The sequence below is a fragment of the Kitasatospora sp. NPDC001095 genome (assembly GCF_053598615.1).
Genome location: NZ_JBSFKQ010000020.1, coordinates 18113 through 33972, shown reverse-complemented (window position 1 = coordinate 33972; position 15860 = coordinate 18113). Strand labels below are relative to the sequence as shown.

At 73.6% G+C, this 15860-nt stretch carries 13 protein-coding genes; 5 read left to right on the top strand and 8 right to left on the bottom strand.

The window, feature by feature from the left end:
* Positions 1 to 17: 17 nt before the first annotated feature.
* Together lysA and ACWDBB_RS18675 are read left to right on the top strand one after the other, a co-directional pair.
* On the top strand, positions 18 to 1406 hold the full coding sequence (lysA, locus tag ACWDBB_RS18680; protein WP_449790640.1) for a diaminopimelate decarboxylase: 1389 nt from the start codon (positions 18 to 20) through the stop codon (positions 1404 to 1406).
* Positions 1407 to 1415: 9 nt separating this feature from the next.
* Positions 1416 to 2339 carry a LysR family transcriptional regulator gene (locus ACWDBB_RS18675; protein WP_449790639.1) on the top strand — a complete coding sequence of 308 codons (924 nt, stop codon included), beginning with the start codon at positions 1416 to 1418 and terminating at the stop codon, positions 2337 to 2339.
* Between the two features lie 52 nt (positions 2340 to 2391).
* On the opposite strand, the gene ACWDBB_RS18670 is transcribed toward ACWDBB_RS18675, so the two are convergent.
* From ACWDBB_RS18670 to ACWDBB_RS18640, 7 genes are all read right to left on the bottom strand, one after another.
* Positions 2392 to 3255 (bottom strand): serine hydrolase, encoded by an 864-nt coding sequence (locus tag ACWDBB_RS18670; RefSeq protein WP_449790638.1) that lies wholly within the window; start codon positions 3253 to 3255, stop codon positions 2392 to 2394.
* Entirely contained in the window at positions 3252 to 4880 is a 1629-nt protein-coding gene (locus ACWDBB_RS18665; protein WP_449790637.1) for an N-acyl-D-amino-acid deacylase family protein, read from the bottom strand. The genes ACWDBB_RS18670 and ACWDBB_RS18665 overlap by 4 nt, the downstream gene beginning before the upstream one ends.
* 41 nt (positions 4881 to 4921) lie before the next feature.
* Positions 4922 to 5722, bottom strand: a complete 801-nt coding sequence (locus tag ACWDBB_RS18660) for an amino acid ABC transporter ATP-binding protein (RefSeq protein WP_449790636.1) — start codon at positions 5720 to 5722, stop codon at positions 4922 to 4924.
* Positions 5722 to 6720 (bottom strand): amino acid ABC transporter permease, encoded by a 999-nt coding sequence (locus tag ACWDBB_RS18655; protein WP_449790635.1) that lies wholly within the window; start codon positions 6718 to 6720, stop codon positions 5722 to 5724. Before ACWDBB_RS18655 ends, ACWDBB_RS18660 begins: the two co-directional genes overlap by 1 nt.
* Before the next feature lie 31 nt (positions 6721 to 6751).
* Positions 6752 to 7642: an ABC transporter substrate-binding protein gene (locus tag ACWDBB_RS18650; protein WP_392878083.1), complete on the bottom strand. Its 891-nt coding sequence runs from the start codon at positions 7640 to 7642 to the stop codon at positions 6752 to 6754.
* A gap of 207 nt (positions 7643 to 7849) precedes the next feature.
* On the bottom strand, positions 7850 to 8692 hold the full coding sequence (locus tag ACWDBB_RS18645; RefSeq protein WP_449790634.1) for a hypothetical protein: 843 nt from the start codon (positions 8690 to 8692) through the stop codon (positions 7850 to 7852).
* Between the two features lie 129 nt (positions 8693 to 8821).
* Positions 8822 to 11566: an SdrD B-like domain-containing protein gene (locus ACWDBB_RS18640; RefSeq protein WP_449790633.1), complete on the bottom strand. Its 2745-nt coding sequence runs from the start codon at positions 11564 to 11566 to the stop codon at positions 8822 to 8824.
* Positions 11567 to 11949: 383 nt separating this feature from the next.
* Here ACWDBB_RS18640 and ACWDBB_RS18635 point away from each other — a divergent pair, with 383 nt between their 5' ends.
* The 3 genes from ACWDBB_RS18635 to ACWDBB_RS18625 all read left to right on the top strand — a co-directional run bounded on the left by ACWDBB_RS18635 (position 11950) and on the right by ACWDBB_RS18625 (position 14700).
* Positions 11950 to 12924, top strand: a complete 975-nt coding sequence (locus ACWDBB_RS18635; RefSeq protein WP_449790632.1) for an NAD-dependent epimerase/dehydratase family protein — start codon at positions 11950 to 11952, stop codon at positions 12922 to 12924.
* A gap of 277 nt (positions 12925 to 13201) precedes the next feature.
* The gene (locus ACWDBB_RS18630; RefSeq protein WP_449790631.1) at positions 13202 to 13624 is read left to right on the top strand and encodes a hypothetical protein; all 423 of its coding nucleotides are present in this window, start codon (positions 13202 to 13204) and stop codon (positions 13622 to 13624) included.
* A 104-nt stretch (positions 13625 to 13728) separates the two neighbouring features.
* Positions 13729 to 14700 (top strand): hypothetical protein, encoded by a 972-nt coding sequence (locus ACWDBB_RS18625; RefSeq protein WP_449790630.1) that lies wholly within the window; start codon positions 13729 to 13731, stop codon positions 14698 to 14700.
* Positions 14701 to 14712: 12 nt separating this feature from the next.
* Here ACWDBB_RS18625 and ACWDBB_RS18620 read toward each other — a convergent pair whose 3' ends face one another.
* Positions 14713 to 15750 carry an aldo/keto reductase gene (locus tag ACWDBB_RS18620; RefSeq protein ID WP_449790706.1) on the bottom strand — a complete coding sequence of 346 codons (1038 nt, stop codon included), beginning with the start codon at positions 15748 to 15750 and terminating at the stop codon, positions 14713 to 14715.
* Positions 15751 to 15860: the final 110 nt, after the last annotated feature.

Here is a 15860-nt window from a genome sequence, read left to right as displayed (position 1 = left end):
TGTCGCCCATGTCGCCCGTGTCCCCTGTGCCGCCGGCCCTGCCGCCCGTCGACCAGGCCCTGCCAGCCATCGATCCGGGCCTGCCGCCCGTCGATCCGGGCCTGCTGCCGCTCACCGCCGAGTTCCGCCCCGAGGGCCTGTCCGTCGGCGGCGTGCTCCTCGCCGAGGCGGCCCGCCGGTACGGCACGCCGCTGTTCGTCTACGACGAGGAGCACCTGCGCCGCCGCTGCCGCGAGGCGGTGGCCGCCTTCGGCCGGGGCAACGTCGCCTACGCCTCCAAGGCCTTCCTCTGCACCGCGATGGCCCGGCTCGCCGCCGAGGAGGAGCTGCTGCTGGACGTCGCCTCCGGCGGCGAGCTGCGCACCGCGCTGTACGCCGGAGTCACCCCGGAGCAGATCGTGCTGCACGGCAACAACAAGGACGAGGCCGAGCTGCGCACCGCGCTGACCGTCGGCCTGCGCCACATCGTGGTGGACAGCTTCGACGAGCTGGACCGGATCGAACGGCTGCACCACGAGGAGGGCCTGCCCCCGGCCCGGATCCAGCTGCGGGTGGCTCCCGGGGTCGCGGCCGGCGCCCACCAGGCCATCCAGACCGGCGGCCACGACTCCAAGTTCGGCTTCGGCCTGGCCGACGGCGCTGCCGCGGCCGCGGTGCGCCGGGCCGTGGCCTCCGCCGCGGTACGGCTGGAGGGCGTCCACGCCCACGTCGGCTCCCAGGTGCTCGACCCGGCCGAACTGGCCGACGGCGCCGCCGCGGTGGCCCGGTTCGCGGTGGAGCACGGCCTGCGCCGGCTGACCGTCGGCGGCGGCCTGGGCGTGGCCTACCTGAGCGGGCAGAGCGCCCCCTCCTTCGCCGTCTGGGCCGAGCGGGTCCGCGCGGCGGTGCGCGGCGCCGGCTGGAGCGGCGAGGTCGGCGTCGAGCCCGGCCGCTCGATCGCCGCCCGGGCCGGGCTGACCCTGTACCGGGTCGGCACCGTCAAGCGGATCGAGGGCGTGCGCACCTACGTCAGCGTGGACGGCGGGATGAGCGACAACCTGCGCCCCGCCCTGTACGGCGCCCGCTACGAGGCCTTCCTGCCCCGCTGCCCCCAGGCACCCCGCCCGGCCCGCGCCCGGCTGGTCGGCAAGCACTGCGAGAGCGGCGACGTGATCATCGACGACGCCGCGCTCCCCGCCGACCTGCGGGTCGGCGACCTGCTGGCCACCCCGGTGACCGGCGCGTACGGCTACGCCATGGCGTCCAACTACAACAAGCTGCCGCGGCCCGCCGTGGTCTTCGTCCGCGACGGCGAGGCCCGCCTGGTGGTGCGCCGGGAGACCGAGCACGACCTGCTCCGGCTGGACGTGGCCGCCGCCTCCGGCACCCGCGAACCGGTGGCTGCGCAGCCGGCGTACACCCTCTAACCTGGGCCGATGCTGAACAGCGCCCGACTGCACGTCCTCCTGGAGATCGCCCGCCGGGGCACCATCGTGGCCGCGGCGCAGGCCCTGCACCTGAGCCCGTCCGCCATCTCGCACCAGCTCGCCCGCCTGGAGCAGGAGCTGGGTGTCGCGCTGGTGGAACGGGCTCCGCAGTCCCTGCGCCTGACGCCGGCCGGGGTCCGGCTGGCCGAGCACGCGCAGGCGATCGCCGATCTGATGGCCGTCGCCCAGGACGACCTGCGGGCGCACGCCGAGGCCGCGGCCGGCGTGCTGCGGATCGGCTTCTTCGCCTCCGCCGGGCTGGACCTGCTGCCCCGGGCGCTGGCCGCGTTCGCCGCCGGGCACCCCCAGGTGGAGCTGGAGCTCATCATGGGCCAGCCGCACGAGCTGGTCCCGGACCTGGAGGCCGGCCGGCTGGACGCGGCCGTCGTCTTCGAGCACCCGCTGGACCCGTGGTGCCGGCAGGCGGCGGTGGACGTGCGGATGTACTTCGAGGAACCGCAGCTGGTCGTGGTGCCGCTGCGGCACCGGCTCGGACGGCGCTCGGTGGTGCGGCTGGCCGAGCTGGAGGGCGAGAGCTGGATCGGCACCCACGGCGGCAGCACCGGCGAGCCGGTGCTCGAACGCGCCTGCGCGGCCGAGGGGTTCCGCCCCCGGGTGCGCTGCCGCAGCGACCACTACCAGGTGACCATCAACCTCGCGCGGGCCGGCATGGGCGTCGCGCTGATCCCGGCGCTCGGCCTGGCCGACAGCGCCGGGGTGCACGTGTGCCGGCTGGACCACCCGCAGCTGCACCGCCGGATCGGGGTGGCCACCCGGGCCACCAACCGCAACCCGGTGCTGCGGGACTTCCTCGCCGAACTCGGCGCCGCCGCCGGGGAGATCAGGTCCCTGCTCGACATGCGGTGGGCCTGATCCCCCGGCCCGGGCGGCCCGGGCCGGGGGATCAGGCCGGCAGGGAGCCGGCTCAGGCCGGCCGCTGGGCCCAGGCCGCGAGGGCGCGGCCGACGTCCCGGATGGCGTGCACGGCGGCCCGTTCGGTGCTGGGCCCGAGCGCCACGTCCCAGTGCGCGACGACCGCGTAGGCCACCCGGCGGGCACCCACGACGACGCCCGCGTCGGCCCGTACCCCGGTGTCCGTGCCGGTCTTGTTGGCGACCAGCAGGCGGCCGGGCAGCGGCTCGGGGAAGCCCGGGGCGTACGGGTCGTGGTCGATCAGCGCGGGCACCAGGCCGTGGTCGGTGTTGGCGCGCATCCAGCCGAGCAGCCGGGCCGAGGCCGCCGGCGTGGCCATGGTGCCCCGGACGGCGAGGGCCACCAGGCGGGCCAGGTCGCGGGCGGTGCCGGTGGCGAAGACGGGCGGGACGTCCGGCCCGCGCTCATCGCGCACCCGGTCGTGCAGGGTGAGCCGCTCCAGCCCGAGCTCGCGCGCCAGCCGGGCGGTGGCCGGCAGCCCGACCAGTCGCAGCAGCGCGTTGGTGGCGGTGTTGTCGCTGACCGCGGCGGTCAGCCAGGCCAGGTCCTCCACCGTCCAGCCGGGCCGGCTCAGCCGGCCGAGCAGGCCGGTGCCGCCGGTGACGTCCTCGGGGAGGATCGCCACCGGCCTCCCGGCCGTCAGCTCCCCGGTGTCCAGCCGCCGGGCGACCTCGGCGAGCAGCAGCAGCTTGGAGGCGCTGGCGACGGGCAGCACGACGGTGTCGTCCACCCCGACCGCGCCGACCGCGCCGCCGTCGGCCGGGCCGACGGCGTCCACGTCCACGGCCGCCACCGCGAGGGTCAGCGGGAGCGCCGCCGAGCTTCGCGCGGCGGCCGCCACCTGGGCGAGGCTCATCGGACCCGCACCACCTCTCCGGCCCGGATCGCGGTCGCCCGGCCGCCGCGCACCGCGACCCGCCCGGCCACCACCACGGTCTCCACCCCCACCGGCGGCAGCAGCGGCCGCTCGAAGGTCGCGCCGTCCAGGACGGCCGCCGGGTCCAGCACCACCAGGTCCGCGATCGCGCCGTCCCGGACCACCCCGCGCCCGGCCAGCCGGAAGCGCTCGGCGGGCAGGCCGGTCATCTTGTGCACCGCGAGCTCCAGCGGAAGCAGCCCCTGCTCACGCCCGTAGTGGCCGAGCACACGGGCGAAGCTGCCCGCCCAACGGGGGTGCGGGCGGCCGGGTTTGGGCACGCCGTCGGAGCCGATCATCGACAGCGGGCTGGCCAGCACCCGGCGGACGTCGTCCTCGCGCATCGAGTGGCTGATGATGGTCACCTCGCCCTGCGCCTCCAGCAGCAGGTCGCAGACGAAGTCCACCGGGTCGGCGCCGCGCTCGGCGGCCAGGTCGGCGATCCGGCGGCCCTCGGCCGTACGGCGGGCGGGGGCGGCGGCCACCGAGATCAGGTCCCAGCCGCCGTTGCCGACGGTGTTCTCCCAGCCCTCGACGCCGTTCGCGATGTCCGTCCGGATCCGGTCCCGCACCTCCTTGCTGCGCAGCCGCTCCAGCAGCGCGGCCGGCCCGCCCTCGCTGGTCCAGGGCGGCAGCATCGCGTGCAGCACGGTGCTGCCGGCGGTGTACGGGTAGACGTCGCAGAGCACGTCCACGCCGTCGGCGCGGGCCTGCTCCAGGCGCGGCAGGGTGCGCAGGGTGGCACCCCAGGCGTGCCGCCCCGCGGTCTTGTGGTGGGAGACCTGGAGCGGGGCGCCGGAGCGCACCGCGATCTCCAGCGCCTCCTCCAGGGCCTTCTCCACCTGGGACATCTCGTCGCGCAGGTGCGTGACGTACGGCTTGCCGTGCCGGGCGGCGACCTTCGCCAGGGCGACGATCTCCTCGGTGTCCGCGTAGACGCCGGGCGGGTAGATCAGGCCGGTGGAGAGCCCGGCCGCGCCCTGGCCCAGCGCCCGGTCGAGCAGCTCGCACATGGCGGCCAGCTCCTCGGCGGTGGGCGGGCGGTCCTCGAAACCCATCACCCCGGCGCGCAGCGTGCCGTGGCCGACCAGCGAGGCGATGTGGTTGCGGCGCAGTTCGGGCCGCTGGCCGGCGGCGAAGGCGTCGAAGTCCTCGGCGGGCAGCACCGGCCCGAGGCCGAAGGAGACCCGCAGGTGCCCGGCCAGTTCGGGCAGCCGCTCGGGCAGCGCGGGAAACAGGCTGATCCCGCAGTTGCCGCTGACCTCGGTGGTGACGCCCTGGAGCAGCGGGGCGAGCCGCAGCTCGTCCAGGGCGTCGCCGTCGGTGTGGCTGCCGCCGCCGAAGGGGGCCGCGAGCGCGTCCGAGTGGGTGTGGACGTCGATGAAGCCGGGGGTGACGACCCGTCCGGTGACGTCCAGGGTCTCGGCCGCGGTCACCGCGGTGCCGGGCGGCAGCACGGAGACCCGGCCGTCCGCGACGGCGAGGTCGGCCGGACGGGCGGGCGCCCCGGTGCCGTCCACCAGGGTGCCGCCGCGCAGCAGCAGGTCGACCGGGGTCGTGGTCACGTCCGCTCCCATCTGTGCCATCGCTGGTCCCATCGCTCCCATCAGAGCACCGTCGAGAGGAAGGCCCGGGTGCGGTCGTGCCGCGGGGCGGTGAACACCTCGGCCGGGCTGCCGGCCTCCACGACGGCGCCCTGGTCCATGAAGACGACCCGGTCGGCGACCTCGCGGGCGAAGCCCATCTCGTGGGTGACGACGATCATCGTCATACCGCTGCGGGCGAGGTCGCGCATCACCCCGAGCACCTCGCCGACCAGCTCCGGGTCGAGCGCGGAGGTGGGCTCGTCGAAGAGCATCAGGGTCGGTTCCATGGCCAGTGCCCGGGCGATCGCCACCCGCTGCTGCTGGCCGCCGGAGAGCTGGGCCGGGTAGTGGTCGGCGCGGTCGGCCAGGCCGACCCGGGCGAGCAGCTCGCGGGCCTGCCGCTCGGCCTCCTCCCGCGGGCGGCCCTTGACCGCGACCGGGCCCTCCATCACGTTCTGCAGCGCGGTGCGGTGCGGGAAGAGGTGGAAGCGCTGGAAGACCATGCCGATCCGCTCGCGCTGGTGGCGGATGTCGCGCGGGCGGCGCTCGCGCAGCCTGCTGCCGGAGGCGCCGTGCTGCTCGTAGCCGACCAGCTCGCCGTCCACCTCGATCCGCCCGGCGTCGATCTTCTCCAGGTGGTTGAAGCAGCGCAGCAGGGTGGACTTGCCGGAGCCGGAGGGGCCGATCACGCAGAGCACCTCCCCCGACCTGACCTCCAGGTCGATGCCGCGCAGCACCTCCAGGTCCCCGAAGTGCTTGCGCACCTTCCGAGCCGACAGGACCACCTCGGCGGCCGGCTTCTCCAGGTCCGCACTCATCATCACTTGCCCTCCCCCTTCTTGACGCTCTTGCGTGCTCCACCGCGCCCGGGGCGCAGGTTGGCCAGCACCCGGCGGTGCAGCGCCGGCGGAGCCCCGGCCGGGTTGAACCTCCGCTCCACCGCGTGCTGGGCGACGCTCGCGATGGTGGTGAGCACCAGGTACCAGATGGACGCGACGATCAGCAGCGCGATCACCTCGAAGTTGGCGAGGTAGAGGTGCTGGGAGACGGTCATCAGGTCGGCGCCGGCGATGACGGAGACCAGCGAGGTGGTCTTCAGCATCGAGATGAACTGGTTGCCGAACGGCGGGATGATCACCCGCATCGCCTGCGGCAGCACCACCCTGGTGAGGATCTGCCGGTTGGACATGCCCAGCGAGGCGCCAGCCTCGCGCTGCCCGGGGTCGACGCTCTGGATGCCGGCCCGGACGATCTCGGACATGTAGGCGCCCTCGTTGATCGACAGGCCGAGCAGCGCCGCCACGAAGCCGGTGATCAGGGTGTTGGACTGCCAGCTGACCAGCTTGGGCCCGTCGAAGGGGATGCCGATGCTGATCTCCGGGAAGAGCAGCGCCAGGTTGAACCAGAAGATCAGCTGGACCAGCAGCGGGGTGCCGCGGAAGAACCAGGTGTACGCGCCGGCGGTGGTCCGCAGCACCGGGCTGTCGGACAGCTGCATCACGGCGACCACCACGCCGATGACGATGCCCACCACCTGGGAGATCAGGGTGAGTTGGACCGTCACCCAGAGCCCTTCCAGGATCACGCCGTCGAACTGGTACCTGGCGACGATGTCCCAGTGCAGGTTGGGGTTGACGATGACGGTCCAGGCGAGCCAGACGGCGACGAAGGCGGCCGCCAGGACGGCGAACCAGCGGGCCGGGCGGGGCCGGCCGGTCACCTCGAAGGCGAGGTCGTCGTCGGCGGCGCCCCCGGAGGTCGTCGCGGGGCCGGCCTGGGCGGTCGTCGCGGGGCCGTCGGACGTCGCGGGGTCTCTCATGTCGGTGCTCATCTCGTCGGTACCGCCGTTCTCACTGCGCCGCGTTGACGGTGGCGCGCTCCACCGCGCTGCCGCCGACCTGGTAGGTGTCCAGCACCTTGCGGTACTCGCCGCTCTCGATCAGCTCCTGGAGCGCCTTCTGCACCGCGTCGCGCAGCCCGGAGTCCTTCTTCGCCACCGCGATGCCCCAGGGCGCCGTGCCGTACTGCTCCGGAAGCACCTCGTAGGAGCCGCTGTTCTGCACGAACATCTGCGCCACCGGGTAGTCCACGATGGTGGCCACGGCCCGCTCGCTGTCCAGCTGGAGCAGCCCGGTCGGGGCGTCCTCGCTCTGCGAGATCGCCATCTTGGCGGCGCACTTGGCGTTCTGCTGCTCGCCGATCTCCAGGTTGGAGCTGCCCTTGGCGAGGACCACCTTCCTGCCGCAGAGGTCCTCGATGGACTTGATGCCCTCGGGGTTGCCCTTCTTCGTCATGATCACGCCGCCGGTGCGGAAGTAGTCGACGAAGTCGACGGCCTGGCGGCGCTGCGCGCTGTCCGTCATGGAGGACATCACCAGGTCGTAGCGGCCGGCCTGGAGTCCGGGGATCAGGCCGTCGAAGGAGGAGTTGGCGAGCTCCAGCTTCAGGCCGAGCCGCCCGGCGACGGCGGCGGCGAGGTCCGGGTCGACGCCGGTCAGCTCGGTCGTCCCGGGCTTGTACATCTCCATCGGCGGGTAGCCGACGGAGGTGGCCACTCTGAGCACGCCGCTCTGCTTGTTCTTCGCCGGGAGCAGCTCGGCGGCGCTCTTCCCGGAGTTCTGCGCGGCCTGCGCCGCGCCGGCGGCCGGGGAGCCGCCCTGGTCGGAGCGCCCGCAGGCGGTGGCGGCCAGGACGACCAGGGACAGTGCGGCCAGACAGCGCAGGGAACGGGGGCGGTTCATCGGCTACTCCCTCGGGCGGTGACGGTGCGCCGATGCTGGCAGCCGGGTCCGGGTGAACGGAAGATGATGAAGCTATTGCTGGCTCACCAACGATTTTCGTACGGCTGATCGCCCCCTGCGGAGGTGTTCCGCCGGGCCTGCGGGCTTGTGGCTTGTGGGCTTGTGGGATTGCAGGGTTGTGGGACTGCGGGCCTGCGGCCCGGCGCGTCAGCCGGTGAGCCAGGGGGCCTCGGGCAGCTTGGCGTCGGCCTGCCGTCCGGTGAGCTCGACGGTGGTCGGGGTGCCCAGCCCCGGCATCCGCATCGTCACCCGGCGCAGCCCGCCGTCGCCGTCCACCCAGTACGTCAGCGGCGAGCGGGCGCCGTCGGGCGCGGAGCCCTGGGCGCGCGGACCGGCGAAGCGGTCGTAGTCCCGGCCGTCGATCCGGTCCCGGCCCAGCCAGCGGGCGCCGGACTGGGCGAGCAGCAGCGGGTTGTCGGGGCGGTCCGCGCCGAGTTGGACGAGCAGGTTCAGTCCGGCGTCCAGCGGGTCCGCCGTGTAGGTGCGCGGCGACCAGCCCTGGCGCGGGATGTGCTCGGCCTGCTGCCAGGCGGGGGCGTCGGTACCGGGGCTGCCCGCGCTGCCCGCACTGCCGGTGCTGCCGGTGCTGCCGGTTCCGGCCTGGTCGGGCGCCAGCCCGAGGCCGCCGGTGTCCCAGACGATCAGACCGTGGTCCATCGGTCCGCTCGCGCCGGTGGTCCGGTAGCGGCCCACCCCCCGGTGGGTGCGGTAGTCGACGACCCCGTCGACCCGGATGCTCACGCCCCCGCCCTCGTCGGCCGTGAGCGTCACCGCCATCGGGCTCGCCTGGTACAGGTTCAGGCGCGACAGGGCGAGCCGGCCCGCCTCGTCGGTGGTCACCGGGCGTTCGACGGCCTCGTCGGAGACCGTCCGGTAGACGGCCACGCCGCCCGCCGCGGCGCCGCACACCGCGATCGCGATCACGGCCTTGAGCCAGCCGGCCCGGGCCCGACGGGGCGCTCGACCCTCGGCCTTCGTCTTGCGGGGCATGCGGCCCGCTCCCTTTCCTCGGTCGGACACGACAGTCGGGCGGGTCCGGGGGACCCAACGGTCCCACGAACCCGCCCGATTCGGGCCCGGCGGAGGTCTCCCCCACCGGGCCCGCTCACTGCGAAACCGCTAGCCGCGCTGGGCGGCCTTGCGCCTGCGGACCACCAGCACCATGGCGGTGCCGAGGGCGATCAGCGCCGCCGCGCTGGTCAGCGCGATCGGCATCCCCTCACCCGCACCGGTGTTGGGCAGGTGCCCGGGTGCGGGGGGCTGCGGTGCGGGCGGCACCGGAGCCGCCGACGTCGGCGCCGAGGTCGGCGTCTCGGTCGGGGTCGGGGTGGGCGTCGGCTTGGGGATCAGCTTGTTGACGGCCGTCACCTCCACGCCGGCGTCCAGGTTCGCCGAGGTCAGCTTCAGCGGACCGAAGACGGTGACCTCCGGCGCGGCGTAGCCGTCCGGCGGGCTCAGCTCCTGCCAGTAGTACGTCCCCGGCACGCCGGTGCCCTGGCAGATGCCGTCGGCCCCGGTGGTGCAGAGCTCGCCGACCTTGGTGTCGGGCTTGTCGCCGGTCGGCTGGAGCCCGTCGGTCCCGTTGGTCTCGTGCCACAGCTGGAACTTGGCGCCCGCCAGCGGCTTGCCGTCCTGGTCGTGCTTGACCAGGCGCAGCGCACCCTCCTGCAGGCGGAAGCCGAAGTCGTAGGTGTGGTCGTTCTCGCCGGGTCCGCCGGTGGTCAGCGCCCGCTCCGGGAACTTGCCGTCCTTCGGGACGATGCCCTTGGAGTCGACGAAGTGGTTGTCACCGACGTCGTGGTCGGTCGGCACCCACTGGAAGAGGGGGCCGTCCTTGGCGTAGTCCGCCGGGTTGTCCAGCTTGATCGTGTACTTGGTCCTCGGCTTGAGGCCTCCGTCGACGTTGCTGTCGTCGAAGTAGTACTCGCCGCGCTTGGTCGTCCTGGTGGTGCCGACGAGCTTCCCCGCCTCGTCGTACAGGTGCACGGTGGCACCCGGCACCGGCTTCTGGCCCGGCAGCTGGAGGCCGCTGCGCTCGGGGTCGTACCAGACCCGGTTGCCGATCTGGAGCGGCGCCTGGTCGCAGAGCACCTCCAGGTCGCCCATCGCGGCGCCCTTGCCGAACGGCGGGGCGCCCGGGGCCGTGTTGAGCCGAACGCCGCCGTCCGCCTTGCCGTTGCGCTTCTGGAAGGCGCTGCCGTAGCCGTAGGCCCGGCTGTCGCTGTCGTAGCCCGAGGTCACGATGGAGTCCTCGACCTTGGACAGCGCCATCCCGGCGTTGGCGGGGTTGTTGTGGCCGATCCGGGCGTTGTCGAAGAACCGCTGGCCCCGGGCCGTGGAACCGCAGCCCAGGTTGGTGTCCAGCACGTACGTGCCGTTCGCCAGGCAGGCCTTGAGGAGGTCACCGCCGGGCAGGACCTTGGCCATCACGCTGCCCGTCGGGCTGGCCGCCGACTGGTCGCCGAAGCGGTCCCGGAAGGCGAGCAGCATCGAGCCGTCCGTCTCGAACGTGATCTCGGCGACCGCCGGCTCGGGGTTGGCCAGGTAGTTGTCCCCGCAGGCCTGGCCGTTCTGGCTGGCCGGGAAGGTGTCCTGCCACGGGAACCAGCCGGTGCCCGGGCACGGCCCGCCGACCGTGGTGCCGCGCGGGTAGTCGAGCGGCTGGTTCAGCACCGCCGACTTGAACGCGCCGGTCGCCAGGTCGAACGGCAGCACCACGGCCCGCAGGTCCGAGGCCTTGTGGGTGGACTCGCCCGAGCAGACGCCGCCGAGGAAGCCGACGCCGTCCTGGATGCCGAGGCCGTACGGACGCCAGTCCCCCGCCGCCGGGCAGCCCGGGTCCGGGATGGCGTAGGCGGCCTTGGGTGCGGCCGCCGTCGCCGCGGTGGCGTCGTAGCGGTAGAGCTTGCGGTCGTGCAGGTTGACGACGAAGAGGTCCTTGCCGTCGTCGGTGATCTTGATGCCGCCCAGGCTCTCCTTGCCCACCGCGGCCAGGAAGCCGTCGTCGTTGCCCGGGGTGTGCGGGGTGGTGCCCGCGTCCGGGACGGTGGCGAACAGCGTGGTCTTCTTCTTGTCCCAGTCGGTGACGTAGATCCCGCCGGGGCCGCCGGGGCCGTAGCTGGTGGTCCGCTTGGCCTGGGCCGAGGAGAACACCCTGCGGTCGACCCTGTTCCAGGCGATGCCGTAGAGGTTCCCGGTCTGCCCGGCCGTGGCCACGTCGGTCAGGGTGAAGCCCGTGCCGGCCGTTCCGCGGGACTCGTACGGGAAGGACACCAGCGTGTGCTGGTTGTCCCCGTCCGCGGGCGGGTTCTGACAGGTCGACACCAGCGGCGCGTTCTTCTGGCAGTAGTCACCCGGGCTCCAGAGCCCCGTGGTGAGTTCCACCGTCTTGCCGCCGGAGAGGTCGACGAACTCCTCGTTGGAGCTCAGCTTGTCGGGGGCGCCGTCCAGGCCCTCGCGCGAGGCGAAGGCCGGGTAGAGCACGCCCGGCTTCGGATTCGCCACCTGGACGCGGTACTTGCCGCCGGTGAGCTTGCTGGTGGCCGGCGCCAGCGTCACCGTGCCGTCGGCCGCCGTGGTGCCCTCGACGGCCACCCCTGCGTCGTCGGTGAGCGTCACCTTCACGCCCGCCATGGTCGATTCCAGCCCGGGGGTCCACACCCCGTCGGTGTCGACGGCCCGGATCACCCGGACCTTCACGGTGCCGTCGCCGGCCGCCGGGAAGGCCGAGGGGGCCGCCGCCAACGAGCCGGCGCCGATCACCACGGCAAGGGCCGCCGCGCCGGCCACGGTGCGACCGAGTCCGCCCTGCCGCCGGTCCGGGCCGCGCGCGACACCGGCCGTTCGTTCACTAGTCGTCGTCATCCCTGCTCTCATCGTCAAGTTGGGCCTTCCGCCCGACCTCGTGAGGGAGTTCGTGAGCGGCGAAAAACCGCCATCGTTAACGGGAGCTTAAAGGGCCTTCACACAAGTTCGCCGGGAAACAGGGAACTTTGGCGGTCCATCAGACGTTTCGAGGCCGTCGCGGCCCTCGGCCCCCACTCCCGCCATCGGGCAACCTACCAGCGACGACCGGTCCGGCGCGTCCCGGCCCCCGCCAACGATCGCGGCCACGGGCCGTCGACCGTCGAACACAGTTCCCACCGGAACCGCACACACCGATCCTGACTCACGCACCCCACCCACAACTCGGGTAACGGCCAGGCGCCGATTGGCACTGCTCCACCGTGGACTGGCACGATGTCAGGATGCGCATTCTGGTCATCGGCGGCACCCGTTTCATCGGTTTCCACTTCGCCGAGGCGGCCCTTGCCGCCGGGCACGAGGTCACGCTGCTCCACCGGGGCCGCTCCGGCGCCGGACTGCTCCCGGACGCCGAGCACCTGATCGCCGACCGGGACGACGACCTGTCCGCGCTGCGCGGCCGCAACTGGGACGCCACCGTCGACACCTGCGCCTACTTCCCGCGCCAGGTGTGGAAGTTGGCAGCCAACGTCGACCCCGGCGCGGCCGGGCGCTACCTGCTGGTCTCGACCCTCTCGGTCTACGACGACCCGGCCGCCCCCGGCTACGCCGAGGACTCCCCGCTGCTGCCCTCCAACGGCCCGGAGGCCGAGGAGGTCACCGCCGCGACGTACGGCGTCCTCAAGGCCCAGTGCGAGCGCGCCGCCCGGCAGGCCTTCGGCCCGGAGACGCTGATGGTGCGCCCGACGTACGTGATCGGCCCCCGGGACTACACCCACCGCTTCGACTACTGGGTGCAGCGCCTCACCCGCGGCGGCGAGGTGCTCGCCCCGGGCCGGCCGGACGCGCCGCTGCAGGTGGTCGACGCCCGCGACCTCGCCGCCTGGATGCTCGCCCTCCTCGAACAGGGCGCCTCCGGCCCCTACCACGCCGCCACTCCCCCGCCGTTCGGCATGGGCGACCTGCTCGACGCCGTCGCCTCGGCGGTGGCCCCGCCCGGCACCACCCTCACCTGGGTGGACGAGGACTTCCTGCGCGCCGCCGATGTCCCGGAGCGCGCGCTCCCGCTCTGGCCCGCCAACCCGCACACCCGCGCCACCAGCACCGCCGACCCGGCCGCCGCCCTCGCCACCGGGCTCGTCCTCCGCCCGGTGGCCGAAACCGCCCGCGACATCGAGCCGTTCGAGCCCCAGCCGGAGACCCTCACCCCCGACCGCGAGGCCGAACTGCTCGCCGCCTGGCACGCCCGGCAGGCCTGACGCCCGCTCAGCCACCGGCGCGGGGCCGACCGCCGCCGCTCGGCAGCCGGTCCGGCCCCGGTCCGGCCCCGGCCCGGACATCTCCCGGGCCGGGGCCCCGCGGCACGCCCGCGCCCCGCGGCGCACCACCGCGCGCGGCGATAGCGCCCCCGGGAGCGGCGCGCTATCCATCTTTTGACACCCGACCGGGCCGGTACTGGATAGGCCCTGCTTTCGAATCCCCACAGACTCAAGGGCAGCCGGAAACCCTCCGGTTCACCCAACGGAAGGCATTGGGATGAAGAAGAAGCTGGCAGCCGCCGCCCTGGCCGCGGCCACCCTCGGCACGGTGCTCCTCGGCGCCGCCACCCCGGCCCTCGCGAGCAGCGGCGGCTGCATCGCGGGCGACGCTTGCCTGTACTACAGCCCCAACCTGCAGGGTGCCTTCTTCGGCAAGGGCGAGGCCGGCAACTACGACGGCTACTTCGGCGGCGGCGGGGCCGGCAACGGCCAGCCCGTGATGAACAACGCCGCGTCCGTGAAGAACATGGACAACAACTACAACCTCTACGTGCACTACCGCGAGTACAGCATCCGGGACACCGGGCCGAACCAGTACATCCAGGCCGGCCACTCGGCGAACCTGGGCACCGTGTGGTGGTCCGGCGTCTACATCGACATGCGCAACAACAACCACTCGCAGAGCTGGGAGCACATCTAGCCCCGACCGGGCGCCGGGCCCCCGCCCCGCCGGGGGTCCGGCACCCGTCCGGCCGTCATCGACCGACCGCACCACCCCGCGAGCCGGCCCCGAGGAGCCCCGCCATGACGTCCCGCCACCGCAGCCGTTCGCTGCCGGCCCTGCTGCTGATCCCCCTGGTCCTCGCCGCCGGCTGTGCCTCCGGCCCTTCCCGACCCGCCGCCGCCCCCGTCCCTCCCTCCGCTTCCCTCACCCCGATGGACCCGCCGCCGGTCGGCGACACGCCCCGGCTGAGCCAGGTGGCCGACCGGACGCTGCCGATCGAGTCCTACCTGCTGAGCAGGGAGGACTACCGGCAGTACCACGCGGCGGAGGCCGTTCTGGTCACCCGCTGCGTCCGGGGCTTCGGCCTGGACTACACCCGGCCGACCGGCGGCGGAGCGCCGTCCAGGACCCAGACCACCCACCGGTACGATCCGGTCGAGCTCGCCGACGTCTCCGTGAACGGCTACCACTCGCCCGACCCGTCCGACGGGAAGAAGTCCGCCGATGGGCCCGCGCTGAGTCCTGACGTCAACACCGTGCTCGGCAGCGGCCTCGGGACGGACGGGAAGCCCGCCCCGGGGACGGCCTCCTCGTTCCGGGGGAAGGCACTGCCGCCCGGCGGGTGCATCAGCGCCGCACAACAGGAGCTGATCGCGCACGGCGGCACCGGCGGGGACGCCGACGTCGCGGTGGGAATCAACTTCGAGGGCTTCGAGCGCTCGAGGTCGGACCCCCGGGTCAAGGCCGTCTTCCAGGACTGGTCGCGCTGCATGGCGGAACGGGGACACTCCTATGCCACCCCCGGGGACGCCCTGAAGGACCCCCGGTGGGGGGCGAACACCAGGCCGTCCGCCGAGGAGATCGCCACGGCCACCGCGGACGTCCAGTGCAAGGAGCGGACCAACGTGGTCGGGGTCTGGTTCACCGTCGAGACCGCCTACGAGAACGAGCTGATCCGCCTCCGCCTGCCGGAGCTCACGGCGGCGAAGGCTGGCAACGACGCCATGCTGGCGACCGCCCGGGCCGTGACCGCCACCGCCGGACAGTCCTGACCCCTACGGGGCTCAGCCCGCCAGCGGCGGGTTGAGCCGGGCGAAGGCCTCCTGGCGGCGGTACGGGAAGTACGGGTACGGCGCGGTGCGGGCGCTCGCCGCGTCCAGCCGGGCCACCTGCTCCTCCGTCAGGGACCACCCGACCGCGCCGAGGTTCTGGCGCAGCTGCTCCTCGTTGCGGGCGCCGATGATGACGGAGGAGACGGTCGGACGGCACAGCAGCCAGTTGATCGCCACCTGGGGGACGGTGCGGCCGGTCTCGGCGGCGACCTCGTCCAGTGCGTCGACCACCCGGTACAGCAGCTCGTCCTCCACCGGCGGGCCGTAGTCGGCGGTGTCGTGCAGCCGGCTGCCGTCCGGGAGCGGCTGCCCGCGGCGGATCCTCCCGGTGAGCCGGCCCCAGCCGAGCGGGCTCCAGACCAGGGCGCCGACGCCCTCCTCCTCGGCGAGCGGCATCAGCTCCCATTCGTAGTCGCGGCCGACGAGCGAGTAGTAGACCTGGTGGGCGGCGTACCGGGGGCGGCCGTGCCGGTCGGCGAGGGCTAGGGACTTCATCAGCTGCCAGCCGGAGAAGTTGGAGGCGCCGGTGTAGCGGATCTTGCCGGCCCGGACCAGGTCTTCCAGGGTGGCCAGCACCTCCTCGATCGGGGTGGCGGCGTCGTAGGCGTGCAGCTGGAAGAGGTCGAGGTAGTCGGTGTCGAGGCGGCGCAGCGCGTCCTCCACCGAGCGGATCAGCCGGGCCCGGGAGGTGCCGGCGTCCTGGGGGCCGTCGCCGGTGGGCAGTCCGGCCTTGGTGGAGATCAGCACCTGGGCGCGGCGGCCGCGGACCGCCTGGCCGAGCACTTCCTCGGAGGCGCCGTCGGAGTAGACGTCGGCGGTGTCGAAGAGTGTGACCCCGGCGTCCATGGCGATGTCGAGCAGTCGGCGGGCCTCCCGGACGTCGGTGGTGCCCCAGGCACCGAACAGCGGGCCGCGGCCGCCGAAGGTCCCGGTGCCGAGGCTGAGCGCGGGCACCTTGAGCCCGGACGCGCCGAGTCGGCGGTACTCCATGTCGGTGGCGATGGTCATGGCGATTCTCCCCTCGAAGCCCCTAATGGGACTCCTGTTCCGTTAGAATGCCTCGAAGTTAGCAGACTCCGCCCGGCTAATGGAACAGGAAT

What these genes read in the sequence shown, in the direction of transcription:
- ACWDBB_RS18675 (WP_449790639.1), top strand. Translation starts at nt 1,416, where the DNA reads ATGCTGAACAGCGCCCGACTGCACGTCCTCCTGGAGATCGCCCGCCGG.
- ACWDBB_RS18670 (WP_449790638.1), bottom strand. Translation starts at nt 3,255, where the DNA reads ATGAGCCTCGCCCAGGTGGCGGCCGCCGCGCGAAGCTCGGCGGCGCTC.
- ACWDBB_RS18660 (WP_449790636.1), bottom strand. Translation starts at nt 5,722, where the DNA reads ATGATGAGTGCGGACCTGGAGAAGCCGGCCGCCGAGGTGGTCCTGTCG.
- ACWDBB_RS18655 (WP_449790635.1), bottom strand. Translation starts at nt 6,720, where the DNA reads ATGAGAGACCCCGCGACGTCCGACGGCCCCGCGACGACCGCCCAGGCC.
- ACWDBB_RS18650 (WP_392878083.1), bottom strand. Translation starts at nt 7,642, where the DNA reads ATGAACCGCCCCCGTTCCCTGCGCTGTCTGGCCGCACTGTCCCTGGTC.
- ACWDBB_RS18645 (WP_449790634.1), bottom strand. Translation starts at nt 8,692, where the DNA reads ATGCCCCGCAAGACGAAGGCCGAGGGTCGAGCGCCCCGTCGGGCCCGG.
- ACWDBB_RS18640 (WP_449790633.1), bottom strand. Translation starts at nt 11,566, where the DNA reads ATGACGACGACTAGTGAACGAACGGCCGGTGTCGCGCGCGGCCCGGAC.
- ACWDBB_RS18635 (WP_449790632.1), top strand. Translation starts at nt 11,950, where the DNA reads ATGCGCATTCTGGTCATCGGCGGCACCCGTTTCATCGGTTTCCACTTC.
- ACWDBB_RS18630 (WP_449790631.1), top strand. Translation starts at nt 13,202, where the DNA reads ATGAAGAAGAAGCTGGCAGCCGCCGCCCTGGCCGCGGCCACCCTCGGC.
- ACWDBB_RS18625 (WP_449790630.1), top strand. Translation starts at nt 13,729, where the DNA reads ATGACGTCCCGCCACCGCAGCCGTTCGCTGCCGGCCCTGCTGCTGATC.
- ACWDBB_RS18620 (WP_449790706.1), bottom strand. Translation starts at nt 15,750, where the DNA reads ATGGAGTACCGCCGACTCGGCGCGTCCGGGCTCAAGGTGCCCGCGCTC.